This window comes from Flavobacteriales bacterium (assembly GCA_016715895.1).
In the GTDB taxonomy this organism is placed as follows: domain Bacteria; phylum Bacteroidota; class Bacteroidia; order Flavobacteriales_F; family PHOS-HE28; genus PHOS-HE28.
Genome location: JADJXH010000003.1, coordinates 1,871,726 through 1,886,260, shown reverse-complemented (window position 1 = coordinate 1,886,260; position 14,535 = coordinate 1,871,726). Strand labels below are relative to the sequence as shown.

Genomic DNA, 14,535 nt, shown 5'->3' with positions numbered 1-14,535 from the left:
CGTTGCGATCGGTCTCATCCGGCCTTGAGCGCACGCACGCTCGTCCACGGTCCGCCGTTGTAGGCATCGAATCCCTGACGACGCAGCAGGTCGGCCGCCGCTCGGCTGCGCATGCCACTGCGACAGCAGGTGATGATGGGCTTGGAACGGTCCAGTTTCGCCAAGTGGGATCCCAGGCGGTCCAACGGAACGTGTTTCGCCCCCTTCACATGACCGGCCGTGAACTCCTCCTTGCTGCGCACGTCCAGCACCACCGCGCCGGACCGCAACAGTTCGCCGAGGTCGACCTTCGGTCCACCACCCATGGCGCTCTTGATCATTTGCAGGATCCCCATCTCGTTCAGTTGTGCCGCAAAGTTCCGCGCTCACGTAACGCCTCCGCGGTGACCCCTGTCACACAGCCCGATCAGAACACGTAGTTGATGATGAGATCGGCGTGAAGCATATCGACCTTGTTGATCGCTTGTGCCTCCGAGAGACCCGGGTCCACCGGCAGCTTGACCAGGGCGAGCACTTGCAGGGCAAGGCCCTTCCACCCCCCTTTGAACCGGTACTGCATGTTCACATCGAACTGCATATAGGATGGCATGGCGTACTTGTTCAGCCGTGCGTCGCTCAAGGCAGGCATGGCGTACCACCCCCCGTCCATCTGGATACGCCATCCGCCGGGTGTCCGCCAGATGAGGTTCAGGGTGGCGGCGTGCACATCACCCGCACCCTCGTTCCGCTCGCGCGGCAGGAAGGTGAAGAAGGGGTCGCGCCCCCACTCGCGCGGCATCAGGTAGCGGCCGTGGGCCGTGATGCGCGTGTAGTTCAACTGCCAGCGGAACCGGCCGAGCACGTTGCGCAGCCGACCGCTGAAGGCCCACGAGCTCTCGCTGGGGGGCATGTAGAGCACCGTGTCGTTCAGCGCTCCGCGGTGGTGTGTGGCATCCTGCCGGATGGCCATGGCTGAAGCGCTCCACCGGTCCTCTGCGCCTCCAAGGTCCACCTGGGTGAGGGCGCTGTTGAACACGTTCTCCGTGTACAGGTCCCACACGGTGAGCCGCCACCTGCGCCCCAGGTCCTGCCTGGCGCTGGCCGCGAAGATGCCGGCGCTGTTCAGGTGGTCGCCATGGCCTGCACCTTCACCGTGGATGTTCCGGCCCACCGGGAACACCGACATGCTCTCCTCCACGGGATACCACTCGCTGGCTCCGCGCGGTGCCACCCGATACAGCCATCCGCCCTGGAACCGGGATCCGCGCTGCGTGTGATGGTGGGCCCAGATGCCCTCGAACAGGCTGGGATGCATGCGCCCGTCCTGCGGGTTCAGGAAGGGGGTGTTGAGCTCCTGCTTGCCGACCACCACCTGCGTCCGTTCATTACGCCCCAGCCAGTCGAGCTGGAACTCGTGCAGGTAGGCAAGATCGTTCGTGTGGCGGGGGTCGTTCACGTCGTACAGGCCGATCTCGTAGCGGTTCACGGCCCCGGTCACCGGGTCGGGTTCCGTGAGGTCGCTCGTGGCCAGGTCGAAGGTGTATCCACCGCTCAGCCTGAACCGCAGCCCGTGCCAGCGCTGGGAGGTGAAGCCCAGGGTCCCGCCGAAGGCCACGGCATGGTAGTCGGCCGGGGCTCCGTCGTTCACGGTGAGCATGCCGTACAGCCTGAACCGCCCATCCAGCCGGCCCTGCCTCATGATGTCGTACAGGTGGCTTGTACCGCGGAGGCTGTCGGCGCTGGGCACGTCCTGTTCGCCATGCTGCGCGACCAGCGCACCGGAGATGCCGAGCAGGGAGGCCATCAATAGCGCGGGCCGGCCGCACTGCGACCGGTCCGGTCGGAAATGGAACATGCCTAGAAGCCGGCCTTGATGTAGCTCCAACCGTCCTCCTGCCGCTCCACGATGTGGATGATGCCGGCCTTCACATGGCCCGCCTCAGGCAACACCTTGGCGGGGTCCAGCTGGCGTTCGCGGATGGTGTTGTCGCAGGCCGTGAAGGCGACGCCTTTGGCGGCGAACTCCTTCACCCTGGCTCCCACCACGCTGCTGTCGCTCATCAGCATGTCCATGCCGGGCCCGTGGCACACCACCTCGATCTTCGCCGTGGGCGCGGCCTCCAGCATGTTCCTGAACTGTTTCATCAGGTTCTTGTGGACGAGGGTGTCACCACTGGTGAGCTGCATCACGATGCGGTGTTGGCGGGCCTGGTCCTGCGCATGCATCACGGGCCCGGCCAGAAGGGCGAGCAGAAGGAGCATCTGTTTCATGCTGCAAAGGTCCGGCTGCGTGGAAAGGTGACCGGTGATCGATGTCACCGGAGATGGGCCGATGCCAACCGGACCCGGTTCGCAAAGGGGCTTGCCACGGTCCTGTGCCCCGAGTGATGTACCGGTACCTTGGCCGCTGTGCAAGGGGATCGGGACCGGTCGGAGTTCGTGCCCAAGTCCTTCTCGGTACTGGGAAGGGGCTATGCCATGCCGCAGTTCCGGCGCGATGCACTGGCCGGCGTGATCGTGGGCATCGTGGCCTTGCCGCTCTCCATCGCCTTCGCCATCGCCTCGGGCGTGACCCCGGAAAAAGGCTTGATCACGGCGATCGTCGCGGGCTTCTTCATCAGCGCCTTCGGTGGCAGCCGCGTGCAGATCGGTGGCCCCACCGGCGCGTTCATCGTCATCATCTACGGCATCGTGCAGGAGCATGGCGTGGAGGGGCTCACCATCGCCACGCTGATCGCCGGCGTTCTGCTGGTGCTGCTCGGCCTCTTGCGTGCCGGGGCCTTGCTGCGCTATTTCCCGCACACGCTCATCGTGGGCTTCACCACCGGGATCGCGGTGATCATCTTCTCCACGCAGGTCAACGACCTGCTGGGGCTGGGCATCGCCCACGTGCCTGCGGACCTCGTGGAGAAGTGGGGGGCCTATTTGCAGCACGCGGCGGCCTTCGACCCGCTCACCTTCGCCATCGGTGCAGGCACCATCGCCATCACCGTGCTGATGCCGCGCATGCTGCCTGCGATCCCGGGGCCCCTGGTGGCCATCGTGCTGGCCACGGTCGCGGTCACGGTGTTCCAGTTGCCCGTGGACACCATCGGATCGCGGTACGGGGGCATCCCCACCAGCCTGCCGGCACCACACTTCGCGTGGGTGGACCTGGCCACCTTCAAGGAACTGCTCCGGCCCGCATTGGCCATTGCGCTGCTGGGTGGCATCGAATCGCTGCTGAGCGCGGTGGTGGCCGATGGCAGCATCGGTGGCCGGCACCGCAGCAACATGGAGCTGGTGGCCCAGGGTGGGGCGAACGTGGTGTCCGCGCTCTTCGGCGGCATCCCGGCCACCGGCGCCATCGCCCGCACCGCCACCAACATCAAGAACGGTGGGCGAACACCGATGGCGGGCATGGTGCACGCCGCGGTGCTGCTGCTGATCCTGCTGGTGGCCGGGCAATGGGCCGCACTGATCCCCATGGCCTGCCTGGCGGGGATCCTTGTGGTGGTGGCCTGGAACATGGCCGAGGTCCACAGCTTCATCGCCGTGTTCCGCACCAGCCGCTACGACATGGCCGTGCTGCTCGTCACCTTCCTGCTCACCGCGTTCGTGGACCTGGTGGTGGCCATCGAGATCGGCCTGGTGCTGGCGGCCTTCCTCTTCATGAAGCGCATGAGCGACAGCACACGGCTCAGCGAACTGGGGGCCGCGGACGGCACCGCGGAGAAGCTGTTCGAATCCGAGTTGGGCACGGTGCCCTCGCATGTGGTGATCTTCGAGATCAACGGACCGCTCTTCTTCGGTGCGGCGCAGACCTTCGCCGAGACCATCCGCCAGGTGGGCGATCACCACCGCGTGCTGATCCTGCGCATGCGCCATGTGCCCTTCATCGACGCCACGGGGCTGCACCGGCTGCAGGACATCATCCGGACGATGGAGCGGCGCCACGTGCGCGTCCTGCTCACCGATGTGCGGCCGGAGGTGCAGGGCTCCATCCAGGACGCCGGACTACCGATGGAAGGGCGCCTGTGCCCGGACATCCGTTCGGCGATCGCACTGGCCGGAGCAACGAAGTGAGCGGCGCGGTCCGGTCACCTGCCCAGATAGGCCGAGTACATCCACACCAGTTTCTCCTGGGCGCGGATGTAATCGCTCATCAGGGCGTTGGTCCCTTCGTCGTTCGCATCGGCGCTCAGTTCCAACAGCTCGCGCTGCAGGGTGATCACGGTGTTGAACGCGGTCAGGATGTCCTTCACGGCCGCGTTACCGTCGCTCACCTGACGACTTTCCCTGATGGTGGCCTCCTTGCGGTAGTCGCTGTAGTTGTGCGCCGGTGTCGCTCCAAGGGTGAGGATCCGCTCCGCCACCTCGTCGATCTTCAGCAGCAGGTCGTTGTACAGCTCCTCGAACTTCAGATGCAGTTCGAAGAACTTTTCGCCCTTGATGTTCCAGTGGTAACCCCGTGTGTTCTGGTAGAAGATCGAGTAGTTCGCCAGCAGGACGTTGAGCTTTTCGGCCAGCTTCGCGGCCTTCTTCCGGTCGAGTCCGATCGCATTGGTCTTCATGGCAGGTCGTGTTGGGTTCAACGGAACTCGTAGTCGTACCCCTCCAACTGGCTCAGCAGGTCCTGCGGCGCGTCCGTGGCGGTGATCCGCCCTTCCACCTTCGGTGTCACGGGCGAGAACTTGCCGAAGTACTCGCGCAGGATGGTGTGCATGGTGATGTTCGCGCGGCGCGGGTTCGACACCTTTTCCAGGCGGCAGAGCGTGTCATCCGGATCGCCTTCGCGTTCGCAGGCGGCGATGAGGTAGGTGCGCGCGCGATCGATGGGCTTGCCGCCCACCTTGATCCAGTTCACGCGCTTCCCCATGTCGTTGTGCATGGTGAAATTGGCCGTCATGCCCTTGAACCGCACCACCCAGCCGCCGAAGCGCTTCGCCGGATCCTTCGCGAACACGTTGTGCAGTTCCTTCTCCAGCCAGTCCCACACCTGCTGACCGGTCGCCTCACCGTACTTGGCGTCGCTGTCCACCGGGATCATGCTCCAGAGGTGGTCGTTGGTGATGGGCGTCGGGGTCTTTCCATCCGCCACGATCGGCGGGCAGAAACGGAAGCCGTTGCTGATCGCGATGTCGGGCTTCAACTTCCACATCAGCGCGTCCGTGATCAGGTTGTCCATCGGGTTCTCGATCACGTAGTAGCGCACCAAGGTGTTCCTCGTGCTGCCGACGACCTTGCCCAACTGGTCCTTGTAGGGCGCGCTCACCTCGTCAACAAGTTGGAGCATACCCTGGTCCGCCGGGTACTTCTCCGGGTCCACGTCCAGCAGCTCGTAGTGGCTGTCCTTCACCTTGCCGTCCTCAACGACCACATCCAAGCGCGCGAGGAACGACCCGAAGGAGCCGGGCTCCACCACCTTGCTGTACTTCGCCTCGATGGGGGTGCGCACGCGTTCGTGCGTATCGGCACCGAGGATCAGGTCCGCACCTTCCACCTCGGGCTTGTTCGCCAGGTCCACTTGCTGGGCCAGGCCCATGTGTGTGACCAGGAAGACCATCGCGCACTGCTCGTAGTCGCGCAGGATGCGGATGTACTTCGCCACGTTCACCTCCGGTTTCGTGAACTTGATGCCGCAGCTGTACGCCGGTGACTGCCGCTTGGGTGTGAGCGGATCGTTGTAGCCGATGAAGCCGATCTTGACCCCGGCGATCATGCGCGTCCAGTAGGGTTGGAAGATCATCTCGCCCGCGAGATCGGCGTTGGGGTCCTGCATGTCCCCGCAGTAGTCCGCCAGTTTCTCGTGCCACATGTTGGCGCAGATCTTCGCCGCGCGGTAGCCGCCGAGGTCCTTCAGCATGTTCTCCTTGCCGTAGACCACTTCCCAATTCCCGGGCAGGATCAGGTCGTAGCCGATGCGGTTCATCAGGGGCACGATGGCCCGCCCCTCGCTCATGGCCGCCACACCGCCGCCCTGGAAACAATCGCCGCCGTCGATCACGAGGGTGTTCGCCGGATCCTCCGCGCGCAGCGCATCGATCATCGTTTTCAGCACGCCGTAGCCGCCGCGCTTCCGGTAGACGGGTTTTCCGTTCTCCAGGAGGAACTCATCGTGCGTGTGCAGCTGCGCGTGGATGTCGCTGGTGAAGAGCAGCGAGAACTTCCGCGCCCTGCCCTGGGCCACCGCGCTTGAACCGGTCAGCTCGCTGCGCCGCACGGGATCGCTCAAGGCGCCCATGGCCAGGGTGGGGCCGAGCGTGATGCCCGCACCCAACGCGCCGAGTGAACGGAGCATGCGGCGGCGTCCTTCATCGAGCGGCGTGTCGTCATGTGCGCCGCAGGCGCATCCGGGCGGGTGGTGGATCTCGCTCATGGTCTTTTGTAGGTGGCGGCGATCGGGCCGAAGGGACCGAACTTGTGCTGCAGCTCGGTGAAGGTATCCTTGTATGGACCGAAGGGATGGTCGATCGGCTTCTTCCCGATGTCCGGCCAGTCGGTGCTGAGGTCCTTGGGGGGGTGCGGGCGTGAGTTCACGAATGCGGCCACATCCCAGGCTTCCTCATCCGTGAGCTGCGGCCGATCCCAGCTCGCCCCCTGCGGCATGTTCGCCTTCACGTAGCCGGCGAAGCGGCTCAGCCGGAACAGCCCAGCGCCCTGGTTGTAGCTGTGCTCCCCCCACAACGGCGGATACTGATAGGTGATGCCATCGGCCTTCAGGATGCCCTGGCCATCGTTGCCGTGGCAGCTTGCGCACTTCTCCATGAAGACCATCGCACCCCTGTACGGATCCGCCGCCCGCTCCATGTAGGCCAGTTCGACGATGCCCGAACCCTTCGGCTTCTGCTCCTTGCGGATGCCGGTGCCCAGCCACTGCATGTAGGCCACGATGGCGCGCATCTCCCGGCTGCTGCTATCCAGGGCGGAGCCGTTCAAGCTTCGTTCCATGCAGTCGTTCACGCGCTTCTCCACGCTCTCCTGCCCACCGCTGCGGGCGCGGAACTTGGGATAGGTGCTCCACACGGCCCCGTAGTTGTTGCCCCAGGGCTTGGTCCCGGCGTCCAGATGACAGTTCTGGCAGTTCATGCCGTTGGTGAGCGCGGCCACGCTGCCTTTCGGACCGGGGTAGGCGGCCGTGTTGACGATCAGCTCGCGTCCATAGCGGATCAACGCGCCCTGTTCTTCATCGAGGAAGGTCAGGCGCGCGGTGTCCGCGCCGGTCCACAGGCTGTCGGCGGTGTAGGTGGCCTGTTGTGGCAGGGGGGGTGGCGTCCGCTCGAACAGGTCCAGCGTTCGGTGGGGCAGCATGAGGATCAGCACGACCCCGGCCATCACGGCAAGCACCAGGGCGCGCATGGTGCGCGCGCGTCGCTCCTGGAACGGTATCCCCGCCCGCTCGCTCAGCACACGGGTGGCCTCCTCCACCACGACCAGGTAGAGCCACACCACGAGGGCGGCGAACAGGATCGCGAGGGGTGCGAGGAGGGGCATGGGTCAATGCGGGAGCCGGTCGCGCAGCATTCCATACACGTAGGTTCCGGCCACGGCGCTCAGGAAGGTGACGATCACCACGCCGAAACCCGCGCCGATCTGGGCGAACAGCGGACCCGGGCACGCGCCGGTGATGGCCCAGCCCAGTCCGAACATCAGTCCGCCGTAGATCTGTCCCTTGTTGAACTCCTTGTTCGGGATGTGGATCTCCTCGCCGTAGATGGTGCGGGCCTTGGTGCGCTTGATGATGAGCACGCTGATGAGGCCGACCATCACGGCGGTGCCGATCACGCCGTACATGTGGAAGCTCTCGAAGCGGAACATCTCCTGGATGCGGAACCAGCTGATGATCTCCGCCTTCACGAACACGATGCCGAACAGGATGCCCCAGGCGCTGTACTTCAGGTTGTACCACCACGGGTGCTTCAGTGCGCTCTCATTCACACAGATCGCATCGAGCTCGCGGGTCTGCAGGTCCTTCAGCTCCGCCGTGGAGGGTTGCTTTTGCTGTGCCATCGGATCAGAGGGTGAGCAGGTAGGGGAGGATGAGCCAGGTCATGACGATGCCGCCGACCATGAACATGATGGTGGCCACCAGGCTGGGCCATTGCAGGCTGCTGAGCCCCATGATGGCGTGCCCGCTGGTGCAGCCACCGGCATAGCGCGTACCGAAGCCCACCATGAAGCCACCGATCACGAAGAAGATCAGGCCGCGCAGCGTGAACAGGTTCGACCAGGAAAAGATCTCCGGGGGCATCAAGGCCGTGGTGTCCGTGATGCCCTTCTCCGCGAGGTAGGCGGCCGTGGGCTCTGCCAGCTGCACCGGATCGGGGTTGGCCAGCAGCGTGGCCCCGATGAACGCACCCAGCGCGATGCCGCCGACGAAGAAGAGGTTCCAGACCTCCTTCTTCCAGTCGTACTTGAAGAAGTTGATGTTCGTCGGCAGGCAGGCCGCGCACAGGTGCCGCAGCGAACTGCTGATGCCGAAGGTCTTGTTGCCCACGAGCAGCAGGTAGGGTACCGTTAGGCCGATGAGGGCGCCGGCCACGTACCAGGGCCAGGGTTGTTTGATGAGCTCGAGCATGGGGTTGAGGGTCTTGGTGAATGGTCATTGGCGAATGGCGAATGGGAATGCCCCGAGGCCTCCCATTCACCATTGACCGTTCACCATTCGATCGCGTTCACTTCTTCAGGGTACTGGGGCACACGTGGTCCGTCACCTTCACATCGGTGCCCTTGATGGCGTTGAATCCACCGCGGATCTCCACCAGGTTGTGGTAGCCGCGTGCCTTCAGCAGGCTGGCGGCGATCATGCTGCGGTAGCCACCGGCGCAATGCACGTAGTTGGTCTCGTCCTTGCTGAAGGCGGACAGGTTCTGGTTGATGAACTGCAGGGAGGCATGCCAGGAACCGTCCACGTGCTCGGCGGCATACTCACCGTCCTTGCGCACGTCCACCACGCGCAGCTTGCCGGCGTGGAAGCGCCTGGCGAACTCCGTCGCATCGATGCGCTCGATGGTGTCCACCTCCCGGCCGTCCGCCTTCCACGCGGCGATGCCGCCCTTCAGGTAGCCCATCACGTTGTCGTAGCCCACGCGGGCGAGGCGGGTCACCACTTCATCCTCCATGCCGGCATCGGTCACCAGCAGCAGCGGGTGCTTCACATCGGGGACCATGCTGCCCACCCAGGGGGCGAAGTCGCCCTTGATGCCGATGTTGATGCTGCGCGGCACGAAGCCGTCCTTGAAGTCCTCGGCGTTCCGCGTGTCGAGCACCAGCGCGCCTTCGGTCTCGGCCACCAGCTCGAACTGGTCGGGGGTCAGCGCGCGGAGGCCTTTCTCCTTCACGGTGTCCACGCTCGGGATCACGCCCTTGTTCATGGCCACGTTCTGGGGGAAGTAGGCGGGGGGCGGCAGCAGGCCGTCCGTCACCTCCTTGATGAACTGCTCCTTGGTGGCGGCCTTCAGCGCGTAGTTGGTGCGCTTCTGGTTGCCGAGCGTGTCGAAGGTCTCCTTGCTCATGTTCTTGCCGCAGGCGCTGCCGGCCCCGTGCGCGGGGTACACGATCACGTCATCGGGCAGTGGCATGATCTTGTTGTGCAGGCTGTCGTACAGGAAACCGGCCAGGTCCTCCTGGGTGAGGGTGCCGGCCTTTTGCGCCAGATCGGGACGGCCCACATCGCCTATGAACAGGGTATCGCCGGTGTAGAGGCTGTGGGGCTTGCCGTGCTCGTCGATCAGCAGGTAGCAGGTGCTCTCCATGGTGTGGCCCGGGGTGTGGAGCACCTTGATGGTCACCTTGCCGAGCTTGAGCTCTTCGCCGTCCGTGGCGATGTGCGCCTCGAAGGCCGGCTTGGCGTTCGGTCCGTACACGATGGGCGCCCCGGTCTTCTTCGACAGGTCGAGGTGGCCGCTCACGAAGTCCGCGTGGAAGTGGGTCTCCAGCACGTATTTGATCTTGGCGTTGCGCGCCGCGGCCCGCTCGATGTAGGGGCTCGTTTCGCGCAGCGGATCGATGATCGCCGCTTCGCCATCGCTCTCGATGTAATAGGCGCCCTGCGCCAGGCAGCCGGTGTAGATCTGTTCGATGTTCATGGTCGTTGGGGCGACGATCTCGTCGCCCTGGATTTTTGGTGTGGAGTTATTGGGCGACGTGAACGTCGCCCGTACGGGTTAGCTGAGGTTGGAGAGTTCCCGTCCGATGATGTAGATGCCCATGAGGAGCACGAACCATCCGAAGGCGGGTTTGAGCTTTTCGTTCGGGATGCGTTTGCTGAGGAGGCTGCCCGCGATGATGCCGGCGATGGCGATGGCGGAGAACACGAGCAGGAAGTTCCAGTCGATCACCTCGGCGCCCTTCAGGTCGCCGGTGAAGCCGATGAGCGATTTCGCCGCGATGATGATGAGCGAGGTGCCCACCGCCTGCTTCATCGGCAGCTTGGCCAGCAGCACCAGCGCCGGGATGATGAGGAAACCGCCACCCGCGCCGACGATGCCGGTGACCGTGCCGACCACGATACCTTCGATCAGGATCAACGGATAGTTGAACGCGATGGCCTGCTTCGCTTCCGCGGTGGTCGACCTCGGCTTGCGGATCATGCTGTAGGCCGCCGCCACCATGATCAGGGCGAAGAGGATGAGGATGCCGATGGGCTTGTGCAGGACAAAGTCGCCCATGTACACGATCGGGTCCGGGATGGCCGGCACCAGCCAGGCGCGTGTGGCGTAGACGGCCAGGATGCTGGGGATGCCGAACACGATGGCCGTGCGCCAGTGGATGTTGCCCATGCGCATGTGGCTGAAGCTGCCCACGAGGCTCGTAAGGCCCACGATGAACAGGGAGTAGGCGGTGGCCAGGACCGCGTCCACGCTGAAGAGATACACCAGGATGGGGACCGTGAGGATGCTTCCCCCCCCTCCGATCAAGCCCAGGGACAACCCCATGAGCACCGCACCGATGTACCCGATGATCTCCATGGCTCAGAGCTTGTCGCAGCAGGTCTCGATGTCGCGGATGATCTTCATGAACTCCGGCCGGGCCAGGAAGTAGAAGCTGAAGCGGCCCTCCTTCTCGAAGTCCACCAGCCCCTTGTCCCGCATGAGGGTGAGGTGCTGGCTCAGGATGGCCTGCTCGATGCCCAGCCTCTCGCGGAGCTCCAGCACGCACAATCGCTTGGCCCGTCCAAGCTGGTCCAGGATCGCCAGGCGTTGCGGATGCGCCGCCATGCGCAACAGTTCGCTCGCGCGCACCAGCTTTTCGGTGCCCACACGTTCCTCCAGGGTCAGGGTCGCCATCGTCCTCGGTGTTCCGGGGACAAAAGTATAGCAAGATAACTATGTTACGATGTGACCGGGGTCACATCCCTACACGGCGGCGAGCAGGTCGGCGCCGAAGTGCTCCACCTGATAGTGTCGGATGCCGGGCAGAGCGGACAGGGCCTGAAGGTCGCCCGGACGTGAGCGTGCGACCTCCTGGAGCAGCTGGTTGCTGGCCACGATGCCCATGCGCAGGTCGTGCTCGACGGTGAGGCGGTCGCGCACGGCCTTGAGCCGCTTCAGGCGTTCGTCATGCTCCGGGTCGCGGTCCCATCGCTTGGGGCGCTCCAGGCGCGGCCATTGATCCCTGGGCAGGAGGGTGCCGCGACGAACGGCCTCGAGCAGCGCACGGCCATGGCGGTCCATCACCTTTTCGCTCATGCCTTTGCGCGAGGCGAGCGCACGCGCATCGGCCGGTGGCTCCTTGGCGAGGTCCAGCAGCACCTCGTTGCCGATCACCATGAACGGGGCGCGGTCCATGCGTTCGGCGACACCCTCGCGCCATGCATGCACCTCGCGCAGGACCGCCAGCTGGTGGGGCTTCAGCAGCTTGGCCCCCTTCAGGCGCAGATAGCCTGGTTCCTGGTTGTCCTGCAGGTTGAAGGGGGCGTCCGTGAGCAGGGCGAACTCCTCCCGGGCCCAGTTCCATCGGCCTTTCTCCTTCAGCCGGGCCTCGAGGATGTCGCGCAGGGCGATGAGGTGCGCCGTATCCCCGGCGGCATAGTCCAGCATGGCTTCGGGCAGCGGGCGTTTGCTCCAATCCGCCTTCTGGAACTTCTTGTCCACCTGGATGCCCATGTACTTCTGCAGGAGGGAGGCCAGGCCGATCTCGGGCTCGTTCAGGAGCTCCGCCGCCACCAGCGTGTCGAACACGTTCTCCACCCGGATCCCCTGTTCCCGCGCCAGCATCCGCAGATCGTAATCGGCATCGTGGATCACCACCTCCATGTCCGTACGGGCCAGCAGGATCCCCAGTGGCGCCAGGTCACCGGCGGCGAAGGGATCCACCAGCCATGTGCGGTCGCGGTCGCTCACCTGCACAAGGCATACCCGCACCTTGTAGCGGTGAAAGCTGCTCGCTTCGGTGTCCAGCGCGATCACCGACGAGGTGCTCAGCGCCGCTGTCATGCGCGCCAGATCGCCCTGGTCGTTCACGGTGCTGTAGGCAACGGGTTTCATGTCGCTGGAGCGCGCGAAGGTAGCCGCAGGAGCTCAGCTCCGGGCGAGCATGAAGCTCCGCATGCTGATGCTGCCCATCTCCAAACCGGAATGGATCCGATCCAGGACATCACCATCGCTGGCGGTCCCCACCGTGTAGAGCAGTGGCAGGTAGTGGTCGTTCGTGGGGTGGGCCAGATCGGCCACCGATCCCAGCGAGCGGTAGGCGATCAAGGCCTGATGATCCCCCGCCTCCAGGCGGTCCGCCACGAACGCATCGAATTCCTGCGCCCAATCGTAAGCGGGTGCGTCGGGGGCGGTCCAGTTCAAGCGGCCCAGGTTGTGCACCACGTTCCCGCTGCCGAGCACGAGGATGCCATCGTTGCGCAAGGCCTTCAATTCCCCGGCAAGGGCATGGTGCCCGGAGGTCGAAAGGCCCCAGTTCAGGCTCATCTGGAAGACCGGCACGTCGGCGGCCGGCCAGATGTGCTTCAGCACCGACCAGGCACCGTGGTCCAGCCCCATCTCATGGTCCTCGTGCACCTTCACGCTCCTGACCGCCGCTGCGGCCATGCGTGCCGCCTCCGGAGCGCCTGGTGCCGGATAGCGCACCTGATACAGCGCATCGGGGAACCCGCCGAAGTCGTGAATGGTCTCCGGCCGTGGGTGCACCGCCACCAAGGTCCGGCCAGGGGTCAGCCAGTGCGCGCTCACCACCAGCACCGCCTTCGGCCTGTCCAGCCGTTCGCCAAGACGGGCCAGCGACCGGGTGAAATCATTGTCCTGGATGGCGTTCATCGGACTTCCATGCCCGATGAAGATGGAGGGCATCACCGGGCCTTTGCCGTGGTCCTTGGCGAGCTGGCGGAATTCCGTCAAGCGCATCGCTAGTGCACCACTGGACGCGAAAGCCGCCAGCCCGAGGAACTGCCTTCGGTGCATGGGCGCAAAGATAGTTTACATGGAAAGTGATCGCCGGGTGCGGCCTTTCGCCCCGTGCTGGCGCCGACCGTTGATCACACGTACTTCGCGCCCCACTCGGCGGTGGCGTCGTTCACGAACTGTTTGATCTTCTGCTCGTCATGTTTGCGTACCACCAGGAGCGCATCGTTCGTGCTCACCACGATGTGGTCCTCAAGGCCCTGCAGCACCACCAACCGGTCGTCCTGCACATGCACCACGTTGCGGGCGCAGTCATAGAGCCTCACCTGTTGCCCGACGACGGCGTTGCCGGTGTCATCGTGAGGCAGGTGGGTGTACAAGCTGCCCCAGGTGCCCAGGTCGCTCCACCCGAAATCGCTGGTGACCACGAAGACGTTGTCGGCCTTCTCCATCACCCCGTAGTCGATGCTGATGTTGGCGCAGTCCGCGTAGACGCCGGCGATGAAGGCGTGTTCCGCCGGTGTCCCGTACGCATCGCGGCCGGCTTCGAAGGCACGCTCCATGTCGGTCAGGTGCTGCTGGAACGCCTTGCGGATGCTCCGCACCGTCCAGATGAAGATGCCGCTGTTCCACAGGAAGTCGCCGCTCTCGATGAAGCGCTGGGCCGTGCCGTGGTCCGGTTTCTCGGTGAAGGTGCGCACGCGCTTCACGCGCGGATGGGCCGTGCCCTGCTCCTCGACGAACTGGATGTACCCGTAGCCCGTGTCCGGTCGGTTGGGCATGATGCCGAGCGTGACCAGGCAGTCGTGGTCGGTGGCCTGCCGGAGGGCGAGGCGTACGGTATCGTGGAACTCGGACTCCTTCATCACGAGGTGATCACTGGGGGCCACGATGATGCGCGCATCCGGGTCGCGCTTGGCGATCACATGGTTCGCGTAGGCGATGCAAGGGGCGGTGTTGCGACGGCCCGGCTCCAGCAGGATCTGCTCGTCCCTCATGGCGGGGAGCTGCTGCTTCACGATGGGCGCGTATTGCGCGTTGGTCACCACCAGGATGTTCTCCGGCGGGCAGAGCGCCAGGAAGCGGTCGTAGGTCTGCTGGATCAACGTGCGTCCAAGGCCCAGGAAGTCCAGGAACTGTTTCGGATAGGCGGTCCGGCTCATGGGCCAGAACCGGCTTCCGATACCGCCTGCCATGATCACACAATAGGTACGAGGGTCGGTCATCG

Annotated in this window: 15 protein-coding genes; 1 reads left to right on the top strand and 14 read right to left on the bottom strand. The window is 64.7% G+C overall.

Features of this window, described 5'->3' with window-relative positions; translation table 11 throughout:
- Nucleotides 1-14: 14 nt before the first annotated feature.
- From IPM49_08185 to IPM49_08175, 3 genes are all read right to left on the bottom strand, one after another.
- Nucleotides 15-335 (bottom strand): rhodanese-like domain-containing protein, encoded by a 321-nt coding sequence (locus IPM49_08185; protein MBK9274503.1) that lies wholly within the window; start codon nt 333-335, stop codon nt 15-17.
- Nucleotides 336-406: 71 nt separating this feature from the next.
- Entirely contained in the window at nt 407-1,834 is a 1,428-nt protein-coding gene (locus IPM49_08180; GenBank protein MBK9274502.1) for a hypothetical protein, read from the bottom strand.
- A 2-nt stretch (nt 1,835-1,836) separates the two neighbouring features.
- Nucleotides 1,837-2,250 (bottom strand): DsrE family protein, encoded by a 414-nt coding sequence (locus IPM49_08175; protein MBK9274501.1) that lies wholly within the window; start codon nt 2,248-2,250, stop codon nt 1,837-1,839.
- A gap of 207 nt (nt 2,251-2,457) precedes the next feature.
- On the opposite strand from IPM49_08175, the gene IPM49_08170 reads away from it, so the two are divergent.
- The gene (locus IPM49_08170; GenBank protein ID MBK9274500.1) at nt 2,458-4,044 is read left to right on the top strand and encodes an STAS domain-containing protein; all 1,587 of its coding nucleotides are present in this window, start codon (nt 2,458-2,460) and stop codon (nt 4,042-4,044) included.
- Between the two features lie 14 nt (nt 4,045-4,058).
- Here IPM49_08170 and IPM49_08165 read toward each other — a convergent pair whose 3' ends face one another.
- From IPM49_08165 to IPM49_08115, 11 genes are all read right to left on the bottom strand, one after another.
- Nucleotides 4,059-4,532 (bottom strand): DNA starvation/stationary phase protection protein, encoded by a 474-nt coding sequence (locus tag IPM49_08165; GenBank protein ID MBK9274499.1) that lies wholly within the window; start codon nt 4,530-4,532, stop codon nt 4,059-4,061.
- Nucleotides 4,533-4,549: 17 nt separating this feature from the next.
- The gene (locus IPM49_08160) at nt 4,550-6,337 is read right to left on the bottom strand and encodes a 5'-nucleotidase C-terminal domain-containing protein (protein MBK9274498.1); all 1,788 of its coding nucleotides are present in this window, start codon (nt 6,335-6,337) and stop codon (nt 4,550-4,552) included.
- Nucleotides 6,334-7,317 (bottom strand): c-type cytochrome, encoded by a 984-nt coding sequence (locus IPM49_08155; protein ID MBK9274497.1) that lies wholly within the window; start codon nt 7,315-7,317, stop codon nt 6,334-6,336. Before IPM49_08155 ends, IPM49_08160 begins: the two co-directional genes overlap by 4 nt.
- Before the next feature lie 138 nt (nt 7,318-7,455).
- A complete protein-coding gene (locus tag IPM49_08150; GenBank protein MBK9274496.1) occupies nt 7,456-7,968 on the bottom strand; it encodes a YeeE/YedE family protein in 513 nt (170 codons plus the stop codon).
- 4 nt (nt 7,969-7,972) lie between these two features.
- Nucleotides 7,973-8,536 (bottom strand): YeeE/YedE family protein, encoded by a 564-nt coding sequence (locus tag IPM49_08145; protein ID MBK9274495.1) that lies wholly within the window; start codon nt 8,534-8,536, stop codon nt 7,973-7,975.
- A gap of 97 nt (nt 8,537-8,633) precedes the next feature.
- The gene (locus IPM49_08140) at nt 8,634-10,046 is read right to left on the bottom strand and encodes an MBL fold metallo-hydrolase (protein MBK9274494.1); all 1,413 of its coding nucleotides are present in this window, start codon (nt 10,044-10,046) and stop codon (nt 8,634-8,636) included.
- Between the two features lie 78 nt (nt 10,047-10,124).
- On the bottom strand, nt 10,125-10,928 hold the full coding sequence (locus IPM49_08135) for a sulfite exporter TauE/SafE family protein (GenBank protein ID MBK9274493.1): 804 nt from the start codon (nt 10,926-10,928) through the stop codon (nt 10,125-10,127).
- 3 nt (nt 10,929-10,931) lie between these two features.
- Nucleotides 10,932-11,246 carry a helix-turn-helix transcriptional regulator gene (locus tag IPM49_08130; GenBank protein MBK9274492.1) on the bottom strand — a complete coding sequence of 105 codons (315 nt, stop codon included), beginning with the start codon at nt 11,244-11,246 and terminating at the stop codon, nt 10,932-10,934.
- Nucleotides 11,247-11,315: 69 nt separating this feature from the next.
- Nucleotides 11,316-12,446, bottom strand: a complete 1,131-nt coding sequence (locus tag IPM49_08125) for a ribonuclease D (protein MBK9274491.1) — start codon at nt 12,444-12,446, stop codon at nt 11,316-11,318.
- A gap of 33 nt (nt 12,447-12,479) precedes the next feature.
- Nucleotides 12,480-13,310, bottom strand: coding sequence for a 4,5-DOPA dioxygenase extradiol (gene ygiD / locus IPM49_08120; protein ID MBK9274490.1), 831 nt, complete (start codon nt 13,308-13,310; stop codon nt 12,480-12,482).
- 131 nt (nt 13,311-13,441) lie between these two features.
- Nucleotides 13,442-14,533, bottom strand: coding sequence for a mannose-1-phosphate guanylyltransferase (locus IPM49_08115; GenBank protein ID MBK9274489.1), 1,092 nt, complete (start codon nt 14,531-14,533; stop codon nt 13,442-13,444).
- Between the last annotated feature and the right edge of the window lie 2 nt (nt 14,534-14,535).

What these genes read in the sequence shown, in the direction of transcription:
- IPM49_08145 (MBK9274495.1), bottom strand. Translation starts at nt 8,536, where the DNA reads ATGCTCGAGCTCATCAAACAACCCTGGCCCTGGTACGTGGCCGGCGCC.
- ygiD (MBK9274490.1), bottom strand. Translation starts at nt 13,310, where the DNA reads ATGCGCTTGACGGAATTCCGCCAGCTCGCCAAGGACCACGGCAAAGGC.
- IPM49_08155 (MBK9274497.1), bottom strand. Translation starts at nt 7,317, where the DNA reads ATGCGCGCCCTGGTGCTTGCCGTGATGGCCGGGGTCGTGCTGATCCTC.
- IPM49_08125 (MBK9274491.1), bottom strand. Translation starts at nt 12,446, where the DNA reads ATGAAACCCGTTGCCTACAGCACCGTGAACGACCAGGGCGATCTGGCG.
- IPM49_08160 (MBK9274498.1), bottom strand. Translation starts at nt 6,337, where the DNA reads ATGAGCGAGATCCACCACCCGCCCGGATGCGCCTGCGGCGCACATGAC.
- IPM49_08115 (MBK9274489.1), bottom strand. Translation starts at nt 14,533, where the DNA reads ATGACCGACCCTCGTACCTATTGTGTGATCATGGCAGGCGGTATCGGA.
- IPM49_08180 (MBK9274502.1), bottom strand. Translation starts at nt 1,834, where the DNA reads ATGTTCCATTTCCGACCGGACCGGTCGCAGTGCGGCCGGCCCGCGCTA.
- IPM49_08140 (MBK9274494.1), bottom strand. Translation starts at nt 10,046, where the DNA reads ATGAACATCGAACAGATCTACACCGGCTGCCTGGCGCAGGGCGCCTAT.
- IPM49_08175 (MBK9274501.1), bottom strand. Translation starts at nt 2,250, where the DNA reads ATGAAACAGATGCTCCTTCTGCTCGCCCTTCTGGCCGGGCCCGTGATG.
- IPM49_08135 (MBK9274493.1), bottom strand. Translation starts at nt 10,928, where the DNA reads ATGGAGATCATCGGGTACATCGGTGCGGTGCTCATGGGGTTGTCCCTG.
- IPM49_08150 (MBK9274496.1), bottom strand. Translation starts at nt 7,968, where the DNA reads ATGGCACAGCAAAAGCAACCCTCCACGGCGGAGCTGAAGGACCTGCAG.
- IPM49_08185 (MBK9274503.1), bottom strand. Translation starts at nt 335, where the DNA reads ATGGGGATCCTGCAAATGATCAAGAGCGCCATGGGTGGTGGACCGAAG.
- IPM49_08165 (MBK9274499.1), bottom strand. Translation starts at nt 4,532, where the DNA reads ATGAAGACCAATGCGATCGGACTCGACCGGAAGAAGGCCGCGAAGCTG.
- IPM49_08170 (MBK9274500.1), top strand. Translation starts at nt 2,458, where the DNA reads ATGCCGCAGTTCCGGCGCGATGCACTGGCCGGCGTGATCGTGGGCATC.
- IPM49_08130 (MBK9274492.1), bottom strand. Translation starts at nt 11,246, where the DNA reads ATGGCGACCCTGACCCTGGAGGAACGTGTGGGCACCGAAAAGCTGGTG.